The organism is Streptomyces sp. NBC_00212 (genome assembly GCF_045206365.1).
Taxonomy (GTDB): domain Bacteria; phylum Actinomycetota; class Actinomycetes; order Streptomycetales; family Streptomycetaceae; genus Streptomyces.
On the sequence record NZ_CP108115.1, the window covers coordinates 1,805,830 to 1,826,839 of the forward strand.

22 protein-coding genes and 2 pseudogenes are annotated in these 21,010 nt (G+C 68.7%); 18 read left to right on the forward strand and 6 right to left on the reverse strand.

The features are described from left to right. Positions 1 to 185 precede the first annotated feature (185 nt). Positions 186 to 1,151 carry a restriction endonuclease gene (locus tag OHA17_RS08280; protein WP_406505404.1) on the forward strand — a complete coding sequence of 322 codons (966 nt, stop codon included), beginning with the start codon at positions 186 to 188 and terminating at the stop codon, positions 1,149 to 1,151. Between the two features lie 606 nt (positions 1,152 to 1,757). Here the strand turns inward: OHA17_RS08280 and OHA17_RS08285 are convergent. Continuing rightward, positions 1,758 to 2,693: an IS110 family transposase gene (locus tag OHA17_RS08285; RefSeq protein ID WP_406505406.1), complete on the reverse strand. Its 936-nt coding sequence runs from the start codon at positions 2,691 to 2,693 to the stop codon at positions 1,758 to 1,760. A 542-nt stretch (positions 2,694 to 3,235) separates the two neighbouring features. On the opposite strand from OHA17_RS08285, the gene OHA17_RS08290 reads away from it, so the two are divergent. Beyond that, positions 3,236 to 3,739 (forward strand): DUF2871 domain-containing protein, encoded by a 504-nt coding sequence (locus OHA17_RS08290; RefSeq protein WP_406505408.1) that lies wholly within the window; start codon positions 3,236 to 3,238, stop codon positions 3,737 to 3,739. Between the two features lie 75 nt (positions 3,740 to 3,814). Here OHA17_RS08290 and OHA17_RS08295 read toward each other — a convergent pair whose 3' ends face one another. Then, positions 3,815 to 4,726, reverse strand: a complete 912-nt coding sequence (locus OHA17_RS08295; RefSeq protein ID WP_406505410.1) for a LysR family transcriptional regulator — start codon at positions 4,724 to 4,726, stop codon at positions 3,815 to 3,817. A 323-nt stretch (positions 4,727 to 5,049) separates the two neighbouring features. Here OHA17_RS08295 and OHA17_RS08300 point away from each other — a divergent pair, with 323 nt between their 5' ends. The 5 genes and pseudogenes from OHA17_RS08300 (at position 5,050) to OHA17_RS08320 (ending at position 8,268) form a co-directional block, all read left to right on the forward strand. Further along, positions 5,050 to 5,985 carry an NADP-dependent oxidoreductase gene (locus OHA17_RS08300; protein WP_406505412.1) on the forward strand — a complete coding sequence of 312 codons (936 nt, stop codon included), beginning with the start codon at positions 5,050 to 5,052 and terminating at the stop codon, positions 5,983 to 5,985. A gap of 38 nt (positions 5,986 to 6,023) precedes the next feature. Beyond that, positions 6,024 to 6,641, forward strand: a complete 618-nt coding sequence (locus OHA17_RS08305; RefSeq protein ID WP_406505414.1) for a Type 1 glutamine amidotransferase-like domain-containing protein — start codon at positions 6,024 to 6,026, stop codon at positions 6,639 to 6,641. 45 nt (positions 6,642 to 6,686) lie between these two features. After that, a complete protein-coding gene (locus tag OHA17_RS08310; RefSeq protein WP_406505416.1) occupies positions 6,687 to 7,154 on the forward strand; it encodes a carboxymuconolactone decarboxylase family protein in 468 nt (155 codons plus the stop codon). A 186-nt stretch (positions 7,155 to 7,340) separates the two neighbouring features. Then, a pseudogene (locus tag OHA17_RS08315) lies at positions 7,341 to 7,589 on the forward strand (NmrA family NAD(P)-binding protein); the annotation flags it as partial. Positions 7,590 to 7,665: 76 nt separating this feature from the next. Continuing rightward, the gene (locus OHA17_RS08320; protein WP_406505418.1) at positions 7,666 to 8,268 is read left to right on the forward strand and encodes an NAD-dependent epimerase/dehydratase family protein; all 603 of its coding nucleotides are present in this window, start codon (positions 7,666 to 7,668) and stop codon (positions 8,266 to 8,268) included. Between the two features lie 138 nt (positions 8,269 to 8,406). On the opposite strand, the gene OHA17_RS08325 is transcribed toward OHA17_RS08320, so the two are convergent. Together OHA17_RS08325 and OHA17_RS08330 are read right to left on the reverse strand one after the other, a co-directional pair. Beyond that, entirely contained in the window at positions 8,407 to 9,078 is a 672-nt protein-coding gene (locus OHA17_RS08325) for a response regulator (RefSeq protein WP_406505420.1), read from the reverse strand. After that, on the reverse strand, positions 9,075 to 10,250 hold the full coding sequence (locus OHA17_RS08330; RefSeq protein ID WP_406505422.1) for a sensor histidine kinase: 1,176 nt from the start codon (positions 10,248 to 10,250) through the stop codon (positions 9,075 to 9,077). Before OHA17_RS08330 ends, OHA17_RS08325 begins: the two co-directional genes overlap by 4 nt. A gap of 209 nt (positions 10,251 to 10,459) precedes the next feature. On the opposite strand from OHA17_RS08330, the gene OHA17_RS08335 reads away from it, so the two are divergent. From OHA17_RS08335 to OHA17_RS08345, 3 genes are all read left to right on the forward strand, one after another. Then, positions 10,460 to 11,380, forward strand: coding sequence for an ABC transporter ATP-binding protein (locus OHA17_RS08335; protein WP_406505424.1), 921 nt, complete (start codon positions 10,460 to 10,462; stop codon positions 11,378 to 11,380). Next, the gene (locus tag OHA17_RS08340; protein ID WP_406505426.1) at positions 11,377 to 12,210 is read left to right on the forward strand and encodes an ABC transporter permease; all 834 of its coding nucleotides are present in this window, start codon (positions 11,377 to 11,379) and stop codon (positions 12,208 to 12,210) included. Before OHA17_RS08335 ends, OHA17_RS08340 begins: the two co-directional genes overlap by 4 nt. Before the next feature lie 179 nt (positions 12,211 to 12,389). Beyond that, on the forward strand, positions 12,390 to 12,617 hold the full coding sequence (locus tag OHA17_RS08345; RefSeq protein WP_406505428.1) for a hypothetical protein: 228 nt from the start codon (positions 12,390 to 12,392) through the stop codon (positions 12,615 to 12,617). A 108-nt stretch (positions 12,618 to 12,725) separates the two neighbouring features. Here the strand turns inward: OHA17_RS08345 and OHA17_RS08350 are convergent, their stop codons facing one another. Beyond that, positions 12,726 to 12,932: a hypothetical protein gene (locus OHA17_RS08350; RefSeq protein ID WP_406505430.1), complete on the reverse strand. Its 207-nt coding sequence runs from the start codon at positions 12,930 to 12,932 to the stop codon at positions 12,726 to 12,728. Between the two features lie 263 nt (positions 12,933 to 13,195). Here OHA17_RS08350 and OHA17_RS08355 point away from each other — a divergent pair. Continuing rightward, positions 13,196 to 14,444, forward strand: a pseudogene (locus tag OHA17_RS08355) (IS256 family transposase). 17 nt (positions 14,445 to 14,461) lie between these two features. On the opposite strand, the gene OHA17_RS08360 reads toward OHA17_RS08355, so the two are convergent. Next, positions 14,462 to 15,106: a TetR/AcrR family transcriptional regulator gene (locus OHA17_RS08360; RefSeq protein ID WP_406505432.1), complete on the reverse strand. Its 645-nt coding sequence runs from the start codon at positions 15,104 to 15,106 to the stop codon at positions 14,462 to 14,464. Positions 15,107 to 15,177: 71 nt separating this feature from the next. Here OHA17_RS08360 and OHA17_RS08365 point away from each other — a divergent pair, with 71 nt between their 5' ends. The 7 genes from OHA17_RS08365 to OHA17_RS08395 all read left to right on the forward strand — a co-directional run bounded on the left by OHA17_RS08365 (position 15,178) and on the right by OHA17_RS08395 (position 20,613). Then, positions 15,178 to 15,411 carry a hypothetical protein gene (locus OHA17_RS08365; protein WP_406505437.1) on the forward strand — a complete coding sequence of 78 codons (234 nt, stop codon included), beginning with the start codon at positions 15,178 to 15,180 and terminating at the stop codon, positions 15,409 to 15,411. Then, positions 15,411 to 15,569 carry a hypothetical protein gene (locus OHA17_RS08370; protein WP_406505439.1) on the forward strand — a complete coding sequence of 53 codons (159 nt, stop codon included), beginning with the start codon at positions 15,411 to 15,413 and terminating at the stop codon, positions 15,567 to 15,569. Before OHA17_RS08365 ends, OHA17_RS08370 begins: the two co-directional genes overlap by 1 nt. Positions 15,570 to 16,597: 1,028 nt before the next feature. After that, on the forward strand, positions 16,598 to 16,897 hold the full coding sequence (locus OHA17_RS08375) for a hypothetical protein (RefSeq protein ID WP_406505441.1): 300 nt from the start codon (positions 16,598 to 16,600) through the stop codon (positions 16,895 to 16,897). A 51-nt stretch (positions 16,898 to 16,948) separates the two neighbouring features. Continuing rightward, positions 16,949 to 17,191: a hypothetical protein gene (locus OHA17_RS08380; RefSeq protein ID WP_406505443.1), complete on the forward strand. Its 243-nt coding sequence runs from the start codon at positions 16,949 to 16,951 to the stop codon at positions 17,189 to 17,191. 455 nt (positions 17,192 to 17,646) lie between these two features. Further along, the gene (locus tag OHA17_RS08385; RefSeq protein ID WP_406505445.1) at positions 17,647 to 18,243 is read left to right on the forward strand and encodes a hypothetical protein; all 597 of its coding nucleotides are present in this window, start codon (positions 17,647 to 17,649) and stop codon (positions 18,241 to 18,243) included. Between the two features lie 940 nt (positions 18,244 to 19,183). Next, the gene (locus OHA17_RS08390; RefSeq protein WP_406505447.1) at positions 19,184 to 19,690 is read left to right on the forward strand and encodes a hypothetical protein; all 507 of its coding nucleotides are present in this window, start codon (positions 19,184 to 19,186) and stop codon (positions 19,688 to 19,690) included. Beyond that, complete coding sequence (locus OHA17_RS08395) at positions 19,669 to 20,613, forward strand: reverse transcriptase domain-containing protein (RefSeq protein WP_406505449.1); 945 nt, start codon at positions 19,669 to 19,671, stop codon at positions 20,611 to 20,613. Before OHA17_RS08390 ends, OHA17_RS08395 begins: the two co-directional genes overlap by 22 nt. Positions 20,614 to 21,010 lie beyond the last annotated feature (397 nt).

Here is a 21,010-nt window from a genome sequence, read left to right on the forward strand (position 1 = left end):
GGCCGCCCTCGCCTCTCCGGAGCGAGGACCCGACCATGCGCGAGCTGAGCGTCTTCTATCACGTGAAACCGGGGCCGAGTTGCTCCGCGCGCTGCACAATCAGGTTTGAAGGATGTGCTGTTCAGATCCATCGCAGGCCGAAGAGGCCCGCGACACGGCTTCGACGTGGAAGGTGCGAATGTCGAATGGCCCACGATGACGCCTACCACTGGCCTCCCGAGCTGTTGGAGCTGCTGATCGAGCTGGTGCCACGGCTGAGCCGAAGCAAGGACGGAGTCCTCGAATTCTTGCGCGGAGCGGGCGTCAGTGAGGAACTGCTCGCCGTACACCGGCAACAGCTCGCTGCGGACAGGACAACAATCAGCAAGTACAAGATTGTTCGTGCCGTGCTCAGCCAGATCAACGAGCAGGGCGACGCCGGCCTGCAAGTCCGACGAGAGCTACTCAAGCGGGCAATCGAGTTCGAAGACTTCTCCACGCTGTGGCCGGACGATCGACTACCGGCTCAGGGACTACAGGCGAACGTACGAAGTCTGGTGAACGTCAAGGACTCGTTCACCCGGATGAACCAGGCACGTGACGACGAACGGGCAGCACGGCTTGCGGCACGCACCGCCGAGACGGAGCGCTTGGCTCGGCGGCATGCGGAATTCGCAGCGCTTCGAGGCCGACTCGCTGACCTCTTCAACGAACTGGACCCAAGGAAGCGGGGCACCGCCCTCGAAGGCGTACTGAACGATGTCTTCAAGACCGAAGGGATCCTAATCAGGGAATCCTTTATCCTGCGCAACGAGGATGGCCAGGTGGCCGAGCAGATCGACGGCGCGCTGGAAAAGGACGGATCCCAGTATCTCGTGGAGATCAAGTGGCGGGGTAAGCCTGTCGAGATCAACGCGATGAGCCGCCATCTCGTTCGGGTCTACGGACGTTCGGAAGTCCGCGCGCTGTTCATATCGGCCTCCGGGTTCACCGGGCCGGCGATCAAGGAAAGCGAGCGGGCCCTGAACCAGCGAGTGATCATTCTCGGTGAACTACGAGAACTCGTCCTCCTGCTCGAACAGGAAGGTGATGCCGCCCACTGGCTGCGTGAGAAGGTCCGCATCGCTCAGCTCGACCGGCGCCCCCTCGCTGTACTGGGCACCGACTTCTGAATGCCCCTCGCCCAAACCAAGACTTCACGTGCGGGTGCGTCCGGTCGCCGCACCAGCCACCGCCGGTGCGAGGCGCGGACCTCAGCCGTTGGAGCGCCTGGGCGTCCGGGGCTGGCCTACCGATGACCGGACCGGGAGCAGGCCCGATGCGGCAGACGACACGCCTGAACACCGGAAGGGGCACGAGCCCCCTGTCAGGAAGTCGAGCAGGCGGTCATAGGTAACGCCCGACCATAGGAAGCGGCGCAAAGCGACCTCGCCAGATCCGGGCCAAGCCGCGGAGCGCGCTCGCTCCCCGGCCCCGGCCGACGCACGAGAGACCCCCGCGAAAACAAGCCGGCGGGGGTCCACATCAGTCACAGCGATCACACGAATGTCACGAACAGCGTCGACGCACCTGAACCACAAGGCCCCAATCAGGGCAAACACTCCCGCCCTGGACCACGTAGACGCCAAAAGACGCCTTCGCCTACCTGTGCCATGTGGTACCCAGTGAGGGGCCCATGACCAGGACCGGGGCGTCTTCTGGCCCGTCAACGCGGTATTGCAGGGTGTTCTTCGGTGTCTCGCTCACCCGCCCGACCCTCTCATCAGTCACCGACGCCCCTATAACGGGGGGTCAGTAGAGACCGTTCTGACCAGGTTGAAGACCTCGCGGGCGGCATATCGCTTGAGGCATCGGATGATCTCACGCCGCGTTTTGCCCTCCTGGGTGCGGCGTTCGTAGTACGCCTGGGTGCGCGGGTCGTGGCGCAGCCGGGTGAACACGATGCGGTGCAGGGCTGCATTCGCCTGCCGGTCGCCACCATGGTTGAGCCGGCGCGAGGTCCGGCCGCCCGAGGAGTACTCAATGGGGCTCACTCCGCACAGCGCGGCGAAAGACGCCTCGGTGCTCAGCCGCTCGGGATTGTCGCCCATGGTGATCAGGAGCGTGGCAGCGGAGTCCGGGCCGATACCCACCGGCGCGAGCAGCTGCGGGGCATGGCGTTCAACGAGCCCGGTCAGTCGCTGATTCAGCTCATCGATCTGCCCGGTGAGCTGCTCGATGCGCTGAGCCAGCATGCTCAGCGTCATGAGAGTGGCCTCAGCTACAGGGTCCTCATCGCTCCCGCCGGCCTCGCCCTCACGCGAGCTGAGGCGTGCGCAGGTGCGGAACAGTTCGCGGTTGCCCAGGCCGGACAGCCGTTCCCGCAGGGCTGGGTCGGCTACGACCAGGACGGCCTTGAGCTGGTTGATCGCCTGGGTGCGGGCCTTGACCGCGGAATCCTTGGCGATTTTGAACATCCGAGCACTTTGCACCGGGCCGTCGCCGGTCTTGGCGCGGGCCTGGGCGCGACCGCTGAGCACGGCCCGCGCGGCAGCCTGGGCGTCGAGCGGGTCCGACTTCCCGAGCAGACGGCGGGCCGAGCGGTCGGGCCGGTTCACCTCGAACACCACGACCTGCTGCGCCAGCAGGTAACGCGACAGGCCCGCGCCGAAGGTACCGGTGCCCTCCACCCCGGCCCGCCGCACCGTCCCTAACTCGCGGGCCCAGGCGAGCAACCGACGGGTATCCGACCGCCGTGGCCGGAAAGGACTTGGTGCCCAGGATCTGGCCCAGTGGGCCGACCACCGCGGCGACATGAACCTCGCCGTGCGTGTCCACGCCCAGGACGACCTCACCCCGAGCGGGCGGGCCCGTACTGGCGGAAGAGGTGCTGCGCTGTCTGGTCGTCATGCTGGTCCGCCTCCCGCGTGGTGATGTGCTGGGTGGCTGGCACCTGCCGGTCGGGCGGTCTGAACCGTGATGGCGCCTGAAAGACGGCAAGGCCCCTATGGGGGGACACGCCCTGTGGCTCGGTTACAGCAGGCACCATCCACAACGGCAGTCGACATGCCTGTGACAAGACACTTCGGTCAAAAAAGTCATGAGTCAGACCCCCGCCCCGAACGGTGCTACGCAACCGTCCCACTGCCCTCAGCGCCACCGCATGCCCCGACCGCTCCCGGGAGACTTCGTCCGAACCGGCACCGAACCTACGCTGGACGGGACAACGACGAGTCGACTCTCCGTCCGCCCGTGACCGGCATCGACGGACTGCTCAGTGGCCCGCCCTACCAGCTGCCCCTCGCAGACTTCCTCCCGAAAGTCCTACCACGCAGCACACCTCTACGTGATCTTTGGGGTGGTATCCGGGCTGTACCACCGGGAGTTCACCAAGCTCCACGGCTTCGGCGGGCGAACCCAGCTCGCACTCGTACACACGCATCTGCTCGCGCTGGGCATGCTGGCCTTCCTTGTCGTCCTGGCCCTTGACAAACTGTTCGAACCGTCTGGGGCCGGGCTGTTCACCGCATTCTTCTGGGTCTACAACGCGGGCGTCGTCCTCTCCGTCGCCATGATGTTCGTCCACGGCAGCCAGACGCTTCTCGGTCGTCCCGTGCCGGTGGAGGTCTCGCTGGCCGCCGGCCTCGGCCACATCCTTCTCACGGCCGGGCTCGTCCTGCTGTTCGTCCTTATCGGCAGGCGCCTCAAGGAACTTGCTCCGGCTCGCGGCCCGAAGGCTGCGGCTCCGGTGCCCGACCACGACGCCCGCGTTCTCCGGTGACCGCCGTGCCTCGTCGGCGTGCCACCGAACACACTCAAGAGGTACGCCCTTCCAGAACCGGTGCACGGATCGGCGTCAGTTGCGAACGGCGGGAGAGGCTCGGACGGCGACGTTCTGGGCAGCCTGGTTGAAGGCGTGTATCTGAGGTGCGGTGTTGGTGACAAGCCAGGTAGGTGCCCATTCCAGAGGCGGTGCATCGCTCAGCGGGAGATAGGCGACGCCGGGGCGCGCGTAGAAGCGCGACACCTGGGCGCCCATCACGAAAGCACCTTCGCCGGCGTCGATCAGAGCCAGGGCTTCCTGGAGCGTTTCGAACTGCGGGCCCGGTTCGACGGGGCGGCCTGCGGGCGTCAGGTGGGGTGTGCGGTCCGCGCGCCAGTAGTCGGGGAACGCTCCGGCCACCTGCAGCATTTTGACCGCGACCAGGTCTTCCAGCGAAACGCTGTCACGGCGGGCGAGCGGGTGCCGGGACGACACTCCCAGCACGCGGGGTTCGGAGAACAGGACCGGCCCGGTGACCATGTCGGGTTCGTGGTGCGGCAGGCTCACGACCAGGAGGTCGACATCGCCTGCGCGCAACCGCCGGAGGCCGTCGACGATCTGCATTTCCCTGGGCCGGGCCCGCCAGCCGGGGTGACGTCGGTCGAACAGCTGGGCGGCCTGGACCATGAGCTGTCCGGCGGCGGCGCCGAGGAACCCAACCTGGAGCACGCCTCCGACACCGCGCGCGGCGTTGGTCGCCTTCTCCAGCCCGGCCTCGATCTGGTCGTAGGCCGGGCGCAAATCGTCGTGCAGCAGCCGACCGGCCTCGGTGAGGCGGACATGACGGCTGCTGCGTTCGAACAGCGGCGTACCGATGTGGCGTTCCAGCCTCTTGATGGTCTGGCTGATCCGGGCGGTGGTCACGTGCAGACGGTCGGCCGTGCGGCCGAAGTGCAACTCCTCGGACAGCGTCAGGAACGCCTCCAGTTCAAGCCGCTCCAGCACTCGATCCTCCGGACGTTAAATCCACCTAAACGACCGTTGCACTATGTCAGCTTGTTGGCGCATCAGACCCGTAGGAGTCTGAACAGGCCACCATCACCTGGCATTTCCGACCCTCACCCGGGGGCCTTCCCCGGGTGAACTGCCTTCCGGCTGCCGCTGGAAGCGGCGAGGGAAAACCGAACCGAACCGCCCCCTTCCGCGGGACCGTCGGCGACGCCTGCTCCTCCCTCCGGGCCCGCCCTCCCGAGCCCGAAGCCTCTGCGCTTTCCACCCGCACGGCCGGACCACGACGGACGGCGTGCCAGACACAAAGGAACTTCACTGTGCGTGCCATCGGTCAGGACTCCCTCGGCGGACCGGACGTCCTGAAGATCATTGAGACACCGCGCCCGGTGCCCGGCCCCGCCGAAGTGCTCGTCCGGGTGCGTGCCGCAGGGGTGAACCCGACCGACTGGTGGCACCGGGCCACCGGCGGGCTGGCGGGCGCTGCTCCAATCCGCCTGGGCTGGGACGTGTCCGGCGTGGTCGAAGCCACCGGACCGGGTGTCGGCCTGTTCCAGCCCGGCGACGAAGTGTTCGGCATGCCGCGCCAGCCGGCCCCTGCCGGGACCTACGCCGAGTACGTGGTCTCCCCGGCCCGGCACCTGACCATCAAGCCGCCGAGGCTCTCCCACGTGGAGGCCGCCGCGCTCCCCCTGGCCGCGCTCACCGCGTGGCAGGCCCTGGTCGACACGGCCGACGTCCGTCCCGGGCAACGCGTGCTGATCCATGCCGCGGCGGGTGGCGTCGGACACCTGGCCGTCCAGATCGCCAAGGCGCGTGGCGCGCATGTCGTCGGCACCGCTCGCGCCGCCAACCACGACTTCGTACGAGGACTGGGCGCTGACGAGGTCATCGACTACACCCGTACCGACTTCACCACCGCCGCCCGCGCCATCGACGTCGTGATCGACACCATCGGTGGTGACTACGGGCCGCGCTCCCTCCGGACCCTGCGCCCGGGCGGCATCATCGTCTCGCTCGCCTCCCCCGCCGAGGCGCACCTGGCGGCCGAGGCCCGAGCTCTCGGACTCCGCTCCACCTTCATGATCACCGAAGCCGACCAGGCGGGGATGAAGGAGATCGCCTCCCTCGCCGGATCCGGCCTGTTGCGGGTGCGCATCGACACGGTCCTGCCGCTCGAACAGGCGGCCAAGGCCCATGAGATCGGCGAGACCGGCCGTACCACCGGAAAGATCGTCCTCACCGTCTCCGCCTGATCTTCCCCTGCGCCCCTCCTTGTCACGAGAGCAGGACCATGCGTTTGTTCCTTTCCTCCTGGAAACTCGGGGACGCCCCCGAGCTGCTGGACGACCTCGTCAAAGGTGCCCGGACCGCAGCCGTCGTCGGCAACGCGCTGGACGCACTTCCCGCCCCGCAGAGACAGCAGGCCACCGGCCGAGAGGTCGCGATGCTGCGTGACCGTGGCTACCAGGCAACCGAGGTGGACCTGCGGGACCACTTCGGTGATGCGGGCACACTCGCCGAGCGTCTGTCCGGCTTCGGCGTCGTCTGGGTCCATGGCGGCAACCCGTTCGTCCTGCGGCTGGCCATGGCCCTCAGCGGTGCCGACAAGACCCTGACCGGCATGCTGCGCCGCGACACCCTCGTCTACGCCGGTTGGAGCGCGGGCGCCTGCGTCCTGTCGCCCAGCCTGCGCGGTCTCGAACTCGTCGACGACCCCGCCGACGCCGTCACCGCCTACGGCCTGCCGACGCTCTGGGACGGCCTCGGCCTCCTGGACTACGCCTTCGTTCCCCACTACCGCTCACCGGTCCCCGAGAGCGAGCCGATCGAGCACGTCGTGGAGCACTACGACCGCGAAGGAGTGCCCTACCGCGCCTTCCGCGACGGCGAGGTCACCATCGTCGACTGACCGTCGACCGCTGCAGGCCGACAACCCCACTCGAAGGAGGATTCCGTGACATCTGTACGACTTCAGGTAGACAAGCTTGCCCCGCACATCAACCGCGCACTCAATGCGCTCGACGCGGCCTCCCGGAAGGTCAGCCTGGAGCCCGCGCTGCTGGAATTGGTGCGGTCACGCGTCTCTCAACTCAACGGCTGCGCCTACTGCGTCGATCTGCACACCCGGGACGCACGTACGGCAGGCGAGACCGAGCAGCGCCTCTACGCACTGCCCGTGTGGCGCGAGACCCCGTTCTTCACTGACCGCGAACGGGCTGCCCTGGAGCTGGCCGAGGCGGCCACCAGTCTCACCGAAGGCCCTGTCACCAACGAGGTCTACGGCCGGGCGGCCGCCGAGTTCACCGAGGTCGAACTCGCCGAGCTGATCTGGACCATCACCGTGATCAATGCCTGGAACCGGCTCGGCGCCACCGCCCGGCCCTGGCCGCTCGACCGACCGAGGTCACGACCGGGTCAATGAGCGGGCGGCACAAGCCGCGCGGTCCACGGGCCCCTTGGTCATCAACGGCCGGGCCCCGGTCGAAAGCTCTCCGGTCCGTGTCGTCCGGAGGGTGGCCGGGGTCTGCCGCCACATGACCGTGCACGTGCAAGAGACGCACAGTCCCCTCCCTGTCCCCCCTCCCCGTCCTTGAATTGGAGTCCTCACATGCGCGTCTTCGTCACCGGGGCCACCGGCTACATCGGAGGTTCGGTCGCTGATCTGCTGCTGCGCTCCGGACACCGGGTCGAGGGGCTCGTCCGTACCGAGGACAAAGCCCGTGAGCTGAAGCGGCGAGGCATCACCCCCGTCCTCGGTACGCTCGACGACGGCGCGCTGCTCACCGCGCGTGCCCGCGAGGCCGACGCCGTCGTCAACGCCGCCAGCAGCGACCACCGGGGCGCCGTCGAGGCACTCGTCGAAGGACTGGCGGGCACCGGCCGCGCACTGGTGCACACCAGCGGTTCCAGCATCGTCAGCACCGACTCGCGCGGTGCTGCCGCGGACGAGGTGTTCACCGAGGAAATCGTCGCCCCGGGTCGAGCTGGCGCCCCGTCGAAGAGAAGGCCGACCGTGTCGCCCTCGACCGTTTCGTCCTGGGCGCGGCGGGCAGCGGCGTGCGGTCGTACTGTGCAACTCCCTCGTCTACGGACACGGCCGGGGCATGGCTCACGACAGCGTGCAGATCCCCGCGCTCGCCCGGCAAGCTCGCGCCAGCGGTGTCGTGCGGTACGTGGAAGCGGGCCGCAACATCTGGTCGACCGTGCACATAGACGACATCGCCGACCTCTACCTGCGCGCCCTCACCGACGCCTCGGCCGGATCCTTCTACTTCGTCGAGAACGGTGAGGCGTCGTTCGCCGACATCTCCGCCTCCCTCGCCTCGGCACTCGGCCTGGGCCCCGCCGAGTCCTGGGACGCGGACACCGCCGTCGCCTACTGGGGGCACGAACTCGCCTTGTACGTGCTCGCCTCCAACAGCCGCGTACGAAGCAGGGGTGCCCGACTGGGCTGGCGTCCGGCCCACCCTTCTGTCCTCGACTGGATCGAGAGGGACTGCCTGTGTCAATCCCACCGAACTGTGGAGATCATCTGAGCGGCCAGCCCCAGCGGATGTTCGGCCGCGAGGGGCATCCCACACCCCTGCGGCAGGCGTTCGCGGCTGCTCCGTCGGCGGCTCGTACACGAGACGAGCGACAGGGCATCTCCGAGACCCTGGGGGCCGGGGACGCCATCAGCGAGGCAGCGTGACGAGCCTCGTCTCGTAGGCGGTGATGACGAGCTGGACGCGGTCCCGGGCGCCCAGTTTGGTGAGCAGGCGAGAGACGTGCGACTTGGCGGTGGCCACCGTGATGAAGAGGTCCTCGGCGATCTCGGTGTTCGACCGGCCGCGTCCGACCAGGGTCAGGACTTCCCGTTCCCGCTCGGTGATGCCCTCGACCAGTCGTGGGGAGGGTGCCGGGGCGGCTTCGGGGCGCCCGGCGAACTCTGCGATCAGACGGCGCGTGACGCCCGGGGCGATCAGCGCGTCGCCGGCGGCGACCACGCGGATCGCCGCGAGGATGTCGTCGAGCGCCATGTCCTTGACCATGAAGCCGCTCGCGCCGGCCCGGAGCGCGCCGTAGACGTGGTCGTCCTCGTCGAAGGTGGTCAGGACGAGGACGCGGGTGGTCGCCGGCCCGGCGGTGATCAGGCGGGTGGCCTCGATCCCGTCCATGCCGGGCATCCGGATGTCCATCACCACGACGTCGGGGCATATTTCCCCCACCAGCTGGACCGCCTCGGCGCCGGTGGACGCCTCACCGACGACTTCCAGGTCGGGGTGGTCGGCCATGATCACGCGCAGGCCGGACCGCACCAGCGGCTGGTCGTCGACGAGCAGGACGCGTACGGGACCGCCGGTCATCGGGCCTCCACCGGAACTCCGGCGGGGTCGGGCAGGGGCAGCCGCGCCGCCACCCGGAAGCCGCCCTCGGGACGCGGCCCGGCGCTGAGGCGGCCGTGCAGCAGAGCGACCCGCTCGCGCATGCCCACAATGCCGAAGCCGTGGGCCGGGCCGTCCTCGGTGGCGCCGCGCCCGTCGTCGACGATTTCCACGGATAGTTCCCCGTCCCCGTACTCGATGGTCACCCGGCAGTGTCCGGTGTCCGCGTGGCGGACCACATTGGTCAGCGCCTCCTGGACGATGCGGTAGGCCGACAGGTCGATGTCGGCGGGCAGCGGGCACTGTTCCCCGCCCCGGCGCACGTCGACCCGTACGCCGGCGTCCGCCGTCGCCGCCGCCAGCCGTTCGAGGTCTGCCAGACCGGGCGAAGGCGCGAGCGGTGCCCGCCCCGAGACCTCCGTGTCCGGGTCGGCCTGACGCAGTGCCGCCAGCGTACGCCGCAGCCCTGACAAGGTCTCTCTGCTGGTGGCTTCGATGGCTCGCAGCGCCTCCTGGGCCTCCGTGGGCTGTGTCCGGATGACCCGGCTCCCCACTCCGGCCTGGATGGCGATGATGCCGATGCTGTGAGCGACCATGTCGTGCAACTCCCGTGCGATCCGCAGCCGTTCGGCGATGACGGCCTCGGCCACCTCCTGTGCGCGCAGCTCCACCGCGTGCTCGCGGCGCTCGCGGCTCAGCAGACCGATCGTGCAGGCCGCGGCCATCGCCAGGAGGGCGATCAGGAGGTTGAGGATCAGGCTGTCGCCGTGCGCGAAGCCGCCGACGAGCAGGACCTGGACGACGAGGGAGGTGGCCGCGGCGACGGTCGAAGCCCGCCGCGCGCGGGTGGCGACGATGAAGCCCAGGACGAGGTCCACCGCCAGATACGACAGGAACTGGCCCTGGTACGAAGCCGACAGATCCACACCGGCGGAGCTCGGGGGGCCCACCACCACGGCCGTGGACCCGAAGAGCGCCAGGGCCAGGGCCAGCACCGGGCTGCGTCGCAGGACACCGACGAGGAGGCTCGCCGCCAGCAGTGCCCCGATGCCGTGGACCGTGCCCGAAGCCCGCGGCGCGCCCCCGATGAGCAGACCCACCGCGAGGACGTACAGCACACCCCCCACCCAGGCGGTGACCTTCGTTCTCGTCATCGGCGGTGTGCCCGCGTAGGAGGAAGGTCGTGCCCGGCGACGCGCGCGGGCAACGGGGTGGTCGGTATGTCGTTCATCCCGCGAGGCTATCCAGCCGCCGACTCTGCGGCATCGGCCCGTGGGCGTACGCCCACGGGCGAAGGCGGCCGGGGGTGATTGCCGCCCACGGCCCCATGACCGGACGGAGCCCTCCCGGCAGGGTTGTCCATGTGATCGAAGTCAACGAACTCACCAAGCACTACGGCGCCAAGACCGCCGTCGACCAGCTGTCCTTCACCGTGCAGCCGGGCCAGGTCACCGGCTTCCTCGGCCCCAACGGAGCCGGGAAGTCCACCACCCTGAGGATGATCCTCGGCCTGGAAGCCCCCACCGGCGGCACCGCCACCGTCAGCGGAGTCCCCTTCCGCAGCCACGCCCGGGGGCTGCGACACGTCGGCGCCCTCCTCGACGCGAGCCAGGTCCACGGCGGACGCACCGCCACGGCCCACCTGTCCGCCCTGGCCCGCAGCAACGGGATCTCCCCGCGCCGGGTGGAGGAGGTCCTGCACGAAGTGGGGTTGACCGACGCGGCCAGGCGCCGCATCGGCGGGTTCTCGCTCGGCATGAAGCAGCGCCTCGGCGTCGCCACCGCCCTGCTCGGCGATCCGCCGGTGCTCATGTTCGACGAACCGGTCAACGGCATGGACCCGGAAGGCGTGCTCTGGATGCGCCGCCTCTTCCAGCGCCTCGCGGCCGAGGGCCGCACGGTCTTCCTCTCCAGCCACCTCATGTCGGAGATGGAGAACACCGCCGACCAGCTCATCGTCATCGGCCGGGGCCGGCTCATCGCCGCCGAGTCGGTACGGGACTTCGCGGCCCGCAGCACCGGCCTCGGCGTGGTGGTGGGCACGCGGCAGGCCGCCGAGCTGACGGGGGTGCTGACCGCCGCCGGCGCGTCGGTCGAGCCGGAGGGATCGGCGGGCGCCGAGAAGCTCGTCGTGACCGGACTGGCGACGGACCGGATCGCCGCGCTCGCCTTCGCGAACGGGATCTTGTTGAACGAGTTGACCACCCGGACCGCCTCGCTGGAGGCGGCCTTCATGGAACTGACCGCCGACAGCGTCGAATACCAGGCAGGACAGCCGCGATGACCACACAGACATCCGCCCCCGCGACCACTTCGGCCGCGTCCCTCGCCGAGCCGCCCGCCCGGTTCCGCGACCTGATCGCCTCCGAGTGGATCAAGATGCGGTCCCTGCGCTCCACCCCGTGGGCCCTCGCCTTCATCACCCTGTTCGTCATCGGGTCCGGCGCCGTGGCCACACTGGCGGACAAGGCCGCGGGCTCCGAACCCGGTAGTTTCCTGGTCTACGACGCTTTCCCGTCGACCGGTTACATGACGCTGATGCTCGTCGCCGGCAGCATGGGCGCCCTCACCGTCGTGAGCGAGTACGGCAGCGGGCTGATCCGCACCACCACCGTGGCCGTCCCCGCCCGTGGTGCGGTGGTGCTGGCCAAGGCGGTCGTCACCGGCGTGCTGTGGACCGCGGTCGGCACGGCCGCCTCCATCGGATCCTTCCTGGTCTCCCAGGCCATCCTGGACGGGCACGATGCCGGCGTTCCGATCACCCACCCCGACGTGGTCCGTCCGCTGGTGGCATCCGCGCTGCTGGCCCCGGTGTGTGCCTTGGTCGGCCTGGGCCTTGGCGTTCTGCTCCGGCATGCCGCCGGGACCATGCTCACCAGCGTCTTCACCCTGCTGATGCTGCCCACCATGTTCTCGGCGAGCAACCGCTGGTCGGCAAACGTCAAACACACGATGGTCTCGGCCGCCTGGACGCGCCTGGTCCAAACCTGGGAGCCGGATCCCGGATCCCTGGGCTACACCGCCACGCTCCCCGGCTCCTGGATCGTGTACGCCCTCTGGCCACTGACCGCGGTCGCCCTCGCCGTGCTCGTCGTGAGGCGCCGCGACGTGTGATCGTGCCTCCAGGGCACGAACAGCGCCCTGGAGGCACGATCCGAACGCTCCCCGGTCAAGGTTCATGGACACAGGTCAGCTGTGCCGGTGCTCTCCGCACGCAACTGCATCCTTTGGCCTACTGCGATTTCGGCCCTGCGAAGGACGATCCTGCGGCACCGCTGCGAGAAGGTTGAGCCGTGCGAACAACCATCGGATACACCGCCGAAAGCATCGGCTACGTCGTAGGAGCCCAGGGGCTTGTCAGCTTCGCTTCGCAGACCTTCTTCGGTACAGAGTGGGGCTGGATGCACAAGGTCGTCGACCTTCCATCCACCGCTTACCTCGGCATCCTCGCCGTGGGGCTGGCGCTCATCGTCGGCGGGGTGAAGACCCGGAAGACGCCCCAGCGCCAGAAGGTCACCTGACCGGCGGACCTTTCAGCCCGTAATGAGCTGGGGCGAGTGCGCGCTTGCTCGCAGGCCCCACACCGTTCTGCCACGAGGTTCTCCAGGTGCTGAGGTCTCAGGAGTCATCTACTTCCGGTGTCGCAGGGTGTAGGACACCGTGACGACGGCAACCAGAGGCCCCCACAGCAGCATCGGCACGTAGCACGCATTCATGATCAACGCGGCCATGCCCTGCGGGGCCTCGGAGCCACCCGCCTCGGCCGGCCAGCCGCCCCAGAACATCTGCGTCGTCAGCGCGGTGACCGCGAGCGCCCCCAGCAGCGCCGGAACCACCGCCGCCCAGGAGCGGGATCCAGCTCGGCACCTTCTCGCCCCAGGGTTTGACCAGGCCGAGGGTCATGAGTGCGAGCCCCTCGGTGACGAGGGTCAGCAGGGTGATGTATGAGGAAGCCTCCAGACCGGGTTTGCCAGGAGCAATGCTCATGACCTGTGGATCGGCCTCGGGTTGGGTACGAAGGGCGTACCTTCCCGAGTGATCGACTTCTGGTCATCGAGTAGGCCGACGTTGCACCGTCGGTCGGGAAGGCACGCCCGCGCTGAGCGTAGTGAATGCCGATGGAACGATCGAGACCGGCTCCCTGATCGACGACATCGTCCGCGAGGGCGCGAGGCGGATGCTGGCCGCCGCCCTGGAGGCTGAAGTCAACGCCCATATAGCCGAGTTGGATGATCAGTGGGACGAGCACGGCACCGCCTGGTGGTCCGCAACGGCTATCACCAGCCCCGCTCGGTGACCACAGCGGCCGGATCGATTGAGCTCAAGGCCCCGCGCGTCAACGACAAGCGCGTCGATGAGGCGACGGGTGAGCGCAGGCGGTTCTCCTCGGCGATCCTGCCGCCGTGGTGTCGCAAGTCCCCGAAGATCAGCGAGGTACTGCCGCTCCTCTACCTCCACGGGCTGTCCAGCGGGGATTTCGTGCCCGCGCTCGAGCAGTTCCTCGGATCCTCGGCCGGCCTGTCCCCGGCCAACGTCACCCGGCTGACCACCCAGTGGCAGGCCGACCACCAGGCGTTCAGCGAGCGCGACCTGTCCGCCACGGACTACGTCTACGTCTGGGCCGACGGCATTCACCTGCGTATACGCCTGGATGAGGCGAAGGTCGCGGTCCTGGTCGTCATGGGCGTGCGTGCGGACGGCACCAAGGAGCTGATCGCGATGGCAGACGGCTACCGCGAGTCCTCGGAGTCCTGGGCGGGCCTGCCGCGGGACTGCCGGCGGCGCGGCATGCGCGCTCCCGTCCTGGCCGTCGGCGACGGCGCCCTTGGGTTCTGGAACGCGCTGAACGAGGTCTTCCCCGAGACCCGCCACCAGAGGTGCTGGGTTCACAGACGGCCAACTGCCTCGACAGTCTCCCGAAGTCGGCCCAGCCCGCGGCGAAGAAAGCCATCCAGGACATCTACAACGCCGAGGACAAGAAGCACGCGGCCACCGCGGTCAAAGCGTTCGCCAAGCAGTACGGCGCGCGGTTTCCCAAGGCGGTGAAGAAGATCGTCGATGACGAGGACGAGCTGCTGGCGTTCTACGACTTCCCCGCCGAGCACTGGATCCACCTGCGGACCACGAACCCCATCGAGTCGACCTTCGCGACCGTCCGGCTGCGGACGAAGGTAACCAAGGGCGCCGACTCCCGCGCGGCCGCCCTGGCGATGGTCTTCAAGCTCGTCGAGTCCGCCCGGGCCCGGTGGCGGGCCGTGAACGCGCCCCACCTCGTCGCCCCCGTCCGCGACGGAGACCGCTTTGAAGGCGGACACCTCGCCGAGCGCCCCGAGGCTCACGCAGCCTGATTCACCGGGCGCTGCGGTCAGTGCGCCGAGTCCGGAGTCCCCACGGGCAGTGCCAGATCGCCCAGATGCGTGAGCAGCACATCGGTACATGCCCGTGGGGAGAGGATCTCGGGGTGCAGGAGGGCGCTGAGGCTGAGTCCGTCCAGGAGCGCCGTCAGCCGCTCGGTCTCGACGTCGAGGTCGAGGCCGGGGCGCAGGGCGCCTGCCGCGTCGAGCCGGGTGAGTACGCGGCACATCAGCCTTCTCGTGCCTTCGGCGGCCTGGCGCGACAGGTCACCGAAGGCCGGGTTGGTGCGGGCAGCGGTGTTGAAGTCCAGGAAGACGGTGACCTCGGCACGGCGGTGTTCGTCGAGCGGCAGAAGCTCGGCCAGGAGCCCGGCCGCGAGCTGGAGCTGTTCGGGGCGGGGGCGGCTGCCCAGGTCTCCGATCCGCTCAACGTGTTCGAGCAGTCGACTGCCGACCCGGTCGAGCATCGACTGCATCGCGAACCGCATCAGGTCCTGCTGACTGGCGAAGTAGTGACGCAGAGAGCCGATGTTGAGCTGGGCCTCGTCGGCGACGGCTCGAAGCGAGGCCCGATGCAGACCTTCGCGGACGACGACTCGGAACAACGCGTCGACGACGTGGCGACGGCGAGCGATCGGGTCTACATGCTTAGGCACGGAGCCTTTCTATCACACCCGTGATACAACAGATGTATCACAGCCATGACATAACGAGTGGAGGACTCTTCGTGGAGACGTACCTCAATCTCATGCTCATCAGGTTCGGCCTGATAGTCGGCGGTCTCGTGGTGCTGGCGCTGCTGGTCTTCGCCATCGCCCTGACTCTCAAGCGCAGGGGGAGGCTCGACGAGGTACGCCGGTATGCGGACCCCGCAGTGAGGGCCGGGCTGCGCGCCGCTACCCGACGGCTTGAGGGCCGGAAGAACGGGGCGGCCTGGTCGCGGCGACAGGACGGGCGGTGATGGTCGGCCTCGGAGCGGAGTCGCCGGACCTCCTTCACCACCTGTTGCTGGACCGTGCGATCAAGGTCGTCATCGTGGTCGTGGCGCTGGGCGTCCTGGCGCTCGGGATGACGGTGATCTGGCGAAGAGCTGGACGGGCAAAGAAGCGGCCTGACTGAGCCGATGGCACTCAACCGATCCACAGCTATTGACTATTCCTCTCCCGAGAGGCCGTTTCGCAGGTTGTGGTCACGCTGTAGCGCGCGTAGGGGCTGGACAGTCCGGCCCGTCACTCCGAGGGGGGTTGTGAGTGTGCGGGGTCCCGGGGCTGGTCAGACCTCGGGACCCTGGTGCAACGCCTCTCCGCGGCCCCGGTCCCCCAGCCCGCCCAGCCCGTGCCGGTCCCGGTGGGCTGGGGGAGCTGGTGTTCGTTCAGTTGGCCGTGTCGGGTTGTGTGGTGGGCGACCTGTATGTGGGGTGGTGGCATCCAGGGTCAGTACGTTCGCTTCTGCGGGGCCGCCCGCACAGCCCGGAGGCCGCTGGTGGACAGCGGGCGCACCGGGCCCCCATCACGGCCCCACGGCCCGGCCTCCTGCCCGCCTCTGACGGGACACACAGAGACGCTGCGGGGCGCGCCAGTTTCGACTGCTGCTCGGCTCTGTGTCCGCCAGACAGGCCCAGGGGTCGCGAGGATGAGGAGAGGCGCAGCCTGGTCCCGTCAGCGGCTGGCTGCGCCTCGTTGCGTCAACGACTGGATCACCGAACGGGTTACCCATGGCCGGAGCAACAGCCATCGATGGCAACGGCTTACGTGCACGCCTCCCGCATCAGGCTCTGAGCCGTCAGGGAAGAAGGAGCCGAGGCGGGTGGCCGGCCACTATCAGGTCCGCGAGGTGAGCGTTGGCCCGAATGGGCACTATTTGTGACGTTTTGCGCATGATCCTCGTTCCTGGGGTGTCTGGTGGATCAGGTCGGACAGGTCGCGGCGTCTGGTGCGGTGCACCGCAAGGCGCCGGAGCGTCTTCATAGGGGTCCCCTCTGGCCCGTGAGGGCTTGAGGCAGGAGCTGTGGGGACGTTCGCAACGCGGCGGGGTGCCGTGCCGGACCCCGCGACCTGTCCGTGGTCCACCGGACACCGCCCAGGGGCGGCGGGCTTCCCGCAGGGCGAGCCGGCCACCCTCTCTGATCCACTGAATGGGAGCACATCGTGATCAAGCAGGTTCTCGCCGGGTCTGCCCTCGCCGTTGCCGCAACGATGGCCGTCGCAGCCCCCGCCTCGGCGCTGGGTGCCTCGGACTTCGGTACCCGCAACGGCAACACCTCCATCGCGGGTGAGGCGGGCGGCATCCTCAACACCTACGGCGCTCCGCTCGCCAACGTCGACCTGCGCTGCGCGGTACCGCTGCCCGAGGGCGAGGGCATCGGTGGCCACCTCCTCGGCGGCCCCAAGGCCGCGTGCAACATCGCACCCGTCGACCAGTACCAGGCCCCCCAGAAGCTCCTCTGACAACAGTCGACCACCGCGCCTGACCCACGGCCCCCTGCCACGCAGGGGGCCGTGCGCACACCCGGGGCCAGTGGGCAGGCCACCGTCGTTCCGCGCTGGCACACCGAGCAGCTCACCGTCCACGGCCAGGACCACGACCTACGGCCCGGGATACCGGTCTCCCACCGCACGAGCCGCCCCTGCAAGGTGTCGGCGTACAGCCGAACTTCACGCGACCGCCGACACCAGCCGAACGGACAGCAGCTCGTGCGGCTCGCCGGGCGCGCAATGGGCTGGGCGGGGGATGCGGGGTGACCGGGGCTGCACGGAGACGTTGAACGGGCGCAGGATCACGTTAGAGAGTGCCCCCAAGGGTCCCGGGGTCCGACCAGTCGCCCCGGGACCCGGCACACTCACCACGCCACCGGGCCGGACCCGGGCACCGCACAGTCGCGTCCATACCGGCGGCACCGGCAGGCCAGGAACGTTCGGTTCTGCGGGTCCGCCCGCGGCGGAGGTGCGGAAGCCACGGCGGACAGCGGCCCACCACCCACGGCTCGGCCTTCTGCCCGGCCTCGGCAGGGCGTGCACAGACGTCGCGGGGCGCGTCGGCCTTGTGACTGCTGCGCCAGCGAGTTGAGCATTGGCCCAAATGAGCACGATGTGTGACGTGTTGTGCATGTTCCTCGTTCCAGGGGCGGCAGGTTCGCCACTCCCCCAGGGCGGGCCTGCCACCCCCTTTACCGACCCACCGAATTGGGAGCATCACCGTGATCAAGCAGGTTCTCGCCGGAGCGGTTTTCGCCGCCGCCGCAACGATGGCCGTCGCCGCCCCCGCCTCGGCAAACACTCCGGTGCCCCAGGGCCACAAGACCGCCGCCGACGCGATCCAGAGCGTCCTCGCCGCCGCCGCGGGCCCGACCACGAGCGGCACCGGCACCGGCTGCAACTGCGGCACCGTCAGCGGCGCCACCAGCACCGTCACCAACCTCACCGGCACCAGCAACCTCACCAGCCCCGTCAGCAACCCCACGGGCGCCGTCAGCAGCCCCGTCAGCAACCTCACTGGCACCACAGGGAACCTCACCGGTGGCCTCACCGGTGCCGGTGCCGGCGCAGGTGCGAGTGGCACCGGTGCCACGGACTTTGGCACCCGCAATGGCGACACCGTCATCACGGGCGCAGACGGAGACGGAGCGGGCGGCATCCTCAACACCTATGGCGCCTCACTCGCCAACGTCGACCTCCGCTGCGCGGTCCCGCTGCCCGAGGGCGAGGGCATCGGCGGACACGCCCTCGGCGGCCCCAAGGCCGCATGCAACATCGCACCCGTCGACCAGTACCAAGCCCCCCAGAAGCTCCTCTGACACACCAGCCTGGACGCGAATGTCCGGTGCCCCGGCCCGACCCGGCGTGGCCGTCAGCGTGCCGGGTCCCGGGGGCTGGAATTGGTCAGACCCCGGGACCCCTGTGCATCTCCGCCCGGCTCAACGGCGCTCCGCGGCCCCCGTCACCTCGCTTCCCCCGCCCAGCCCATCCCGAGCCCGGCGAGCCGCGCGAGCTGCCCCGCGCTGAACTTGTCGCGCCGTGACTTCTCGTTGGACACCGACACCCCCAGGCACACCTCGTGGTCCGGCCGTGTTCGCTGAGTAGACGCCTGGATTGGATGAGAACGGTGTGCGCCACGAAGTACCACGTAATCGAGTGGAGGTGAAAGGCCGACACCTCCGGGCCGTCGCAGCGGTCCGGTGAAGCTGGGGGCAGCCTGATCCGGGGAACGCCGGGGAGGGTGGCAAGCGGCCCCGACAACGGCGGGACGTGCCGGTACTACCGGACAGCGCGGGTCCGTCTAGCGAGGTCAGAAGGTGTAGCGAGAGCGAACCAGTGGTTGAAGCTCCGTAAGCATTCAGCCGGCTCAAACCTGGTGGATATGGGCCGGTATGCAGCGCGTGACTCGGCCGTCCTTGGATGGGCGGGGCAACTCCGAAGCCGGGTTCCGTTTCCGGTGGGGAGGCCACTCCGAAGTCTGCGGCGTAGGCGTGGCGATGTTGTCGGAGTAGAGCTGGGCACCTCCCTGACCGATCGATTGTGTGGTGAACGTGGGAACCATCCGCGGTCGCCCGAGCTGCCGGACAGCCAGTTCGGCGGTGGGCAGGTCCGTTGCCGACTGATGGCCGTGGGTGGGGCGGAGGCCCCGCAGTAGTCGCGGGAGTATCGACCCGTCATGGAGACCGGGAAAGCCGGTCGCAGGGCCAAGGGGGCCAGCAAGTCAGTAGCTGAAGTACTGGAACGTCGGGAGGGTCGCCGGTGAATACCGACGAGCTGGAGCGCGCCTTGTATAAGGCGGAGCGCCGGGTACTGAAGATCCAGACCAAGCTGCACCGTTGGGCTCGTGATGATCCTCATCGCAGGTTCGACGACCTGTTCAATCTCGTTGCCGATCCCGGCTTCCTGCTGGTGGCCTGGGATCGGGTGCGGGGTAACAAGGGTGCACGCACGGCCGGGGTGGACGGACGCACCGCGTCGTCCATCGCACTGTGGGTTGGGGTCGAGGAGTTCCTCGACGCGCTGCGGTCGCAGATCAAGGACCGCAGTTTCCAGCCCATGCCGGTGCGGGAGCGGATGATTCCCAAGTCGGATGGCAAGCTGCGCCGTCTGGGGATCGCGACGATCACCGACCGGGTGGTGCAGGCGTCCTTGAAGCTGGTGCTGGAGCCGATCTTCGAGGCGGATTTCCTCCCGTGTTCCTACGGTTCCGCCCGAACCGCCGGGCTCACGACGCGGTGGCTGAGGTGCGTCTACTCACGTCCATGAAGTACGAGTGGATCGTGGAAGGCGACATCAAAGCCTGCTTCGACGAGATCTCACACCCCGCTCTCATGGAGCGCGTGCGGGTACGCGTCGGGGACAAACGCGTCCTGGCCTTGGTGAAGGCGTTCCTCAAGGCGGGCATCCTCAGCGAGGACGGCCAGCTGCGGGACAACGACACTGGCACCCCGCAGGGTTCGATCCTTTCGCCGTTGCTCAGCAACGTCGCTCTCTCGGTCCTGGACGAGCACATCGCCCAGGCGCCGGGAGGCCCCGGCCCTGATGCCAACGAGCGCCGGAGGCGTCGACGCCGCAGTCTGCCCAACTATCGGCTGGTCCGGTACGCGGACGACTGGTGCCTGATGGTGCATGGCACCAAGGCAGACGCCGAAACGCTTCGCGAAGAGATCGGGGAAGTGCTCTCCACGATGGGCCTGCGCCTGTCGCCGGAGAAGACTCTGATCACCCACATCGAGCAGGGCCTGGACTTCCTCGGCTGGCGCATCCAGCGCCACCGAAAACCAGGAACCAACCGGTACTACGTCGACACCTACCCCGCCAAGAAGGCCCTGCGGGCCATCATGGCCAAGGTCAGGACGCTGTGCCGGGAGGTCGGCACGAACCAGCCGCTTGACGCCCTGTTACTCCGGCTCAATCCGGCAGTACGGGGCTGGTGCGCCTACTTCCGGCCCGGAGTGTCTTACGCGACCTTCTCCTACCTGCGCCACTATCTGTGGCACACGGTGTGGCGATGGGTGCAGCGCAAGCACCCCAAGACGGGCCTGAGGAAGATCTACCGGCAGTACTGCGGCCGCAGATCTTGGTGGGCCAGTGAGAACAGGGAGCTGCTCGACCCGATCACGGTAGGCACCACTCGCTACCGCTACCGGGGCACGGCAATTCCCACTCCCTGGGACACCACGGGATGAGGACAACCACCACGACGCCCTCGGGGCTTGTGGAGAGCCGGGTGCGGTGCCAAGTCGCATGCCCGGTTCGGGAAGCGGCTCCGGGGAAACGGGCCGGTCGAAAGACCGGAACCGCGCCCCGGGCCGACTTCACCAGGCACCCCCGGTGTTCTCAGTTTGAGACAGCTCCTGAACGAGTCGTTTGACAGCCGTTCATGCCCCGTCCGGGTCAACTGCCTTGAATATGCCTGCCGTTGCCTGCGGGGGCGGCGCGACATTGGTGCGCATGCAGCATTCACAGAGGAGAACAGAGGCGGCCCCATGGCGCGCCGGGGGCCGGCGGGGGCTGATCGGTCTGCTGATTGGGGCCCTGTGCGCGGCATTCCTGCTCGCGGGCGGGGGTACTGCCGCGGCTGCG

Excerpts from the sequence above, each read along its gene's own strand:
- OHA17_RS08280 (WP_406505404.1), top strand. The coding sequence starts at position 186 with ATGGCCCACGATGACGCCTACCACTGGCCTCCCGAGCTGTTGGAGCTG.
- OHA17_RS08305 (WP_406505414.1), top strand. The coding sequence starts at position 6,024 with ATGCGTTTGTTCCTTTCCTCCTGGAAACTCGGGGACGCCCCCGAGCTG.
- OHA17_RS08325 (WP_406505420.1), bottom strand. The coding sequence starts at position 9,078 with ATGACCGGCGGTCCCGTACGCGTCCTGCTCGTCGACGACCAGCCGCTG.
- OHA17_RS08330 (WP_406505422.1), bottom strand. The coding sequence starts at position 10,250 with ATGACGAGAACGAAGGTCACCGCCTGGGTGGGGGGTGTGCTGTACGTC.
- OHA17_RS08340 (WP_406505426.1), top strand. The coding sequence starts at position 11,377 with ATGACCACACAGACATCCGCCCCCGCGACCACTTCGGCCGCGTCCCTC.
- OHA17_RS08370 (WP_406505439.1), top strand. The coding sequence starts at position 15,411 with ATGGTCGGCCTCGGAGCGGAGTCGCCGGACCTCCTTCACCACCTGTTG.